Genomic DNA, 478 nt, shown 5'->3' with positions numbered 1-478 from the left:
ATGTGCTGTCGCTGCTCATTTCGCGCCAGCCTTCTCCAGCAGGGCCACCATCGGCGCATAGCCGCGGCTGCGGGCATGCTGAAGCGGCGTGACGCCGTCATTATCTGCCAGATTGACGTCGGCCCCGGCATCTATGAGGAGCTTCACAATATCGATATGACGCTGGCCGCCGTCGCCGAGCATGATGGCTTCGAGGAGTGCCGTCCAGCCAAGATTGTTGACGTGATCGACCTTGACGCCAGCCTCGATCAGCGTGCGTACCGTTTCGACATGTCCGCGTTCGGAGGCGGGAATGAGTGCGGTTCCGCCATAGCGATTGGTGCTCTTCAGGTCAGCACCGTGCGCAAGCGTCATCTTGAGAATTTCGAGGTGTCCGCGTGCGCCCGCATAAAGATAGGGGCTGTCCTTGATGGCATCCTTGGCATTGACGTCGGCGCCAGCATCAATGAGCGCACGGGCGACATCGACGTGATTGGCA

General features: G+C 60.3%; 1 protein-coding gene. It reads right to left on the bottom strand.

Features of this window, described 5'->3' with window-relative positions:
- Window positions 1-15: 15 nt before the first annotated feature.
- The coding region (locus M3152_RS17790; protein WP_251697179.1) for an ankyrin repeat domain-containing protein at window positions 16-478 on the bottom strand (463 nt) is incomplete at its 5' end.

It is taken from the genome of Sporosarcina luteola, assembly GCF_023715245.1.
GTDB lineage: Bacteria > Bacillota > Bacilli > Bacillales_A > Planococcaceae > Sporosarcina > Sporosarcina luteola_C.
The sequence above is the reverse complement of the archived record's forward strand: the minus strand, read 5'-3'. Positions and strand labels throughout refer to the sequence as shown.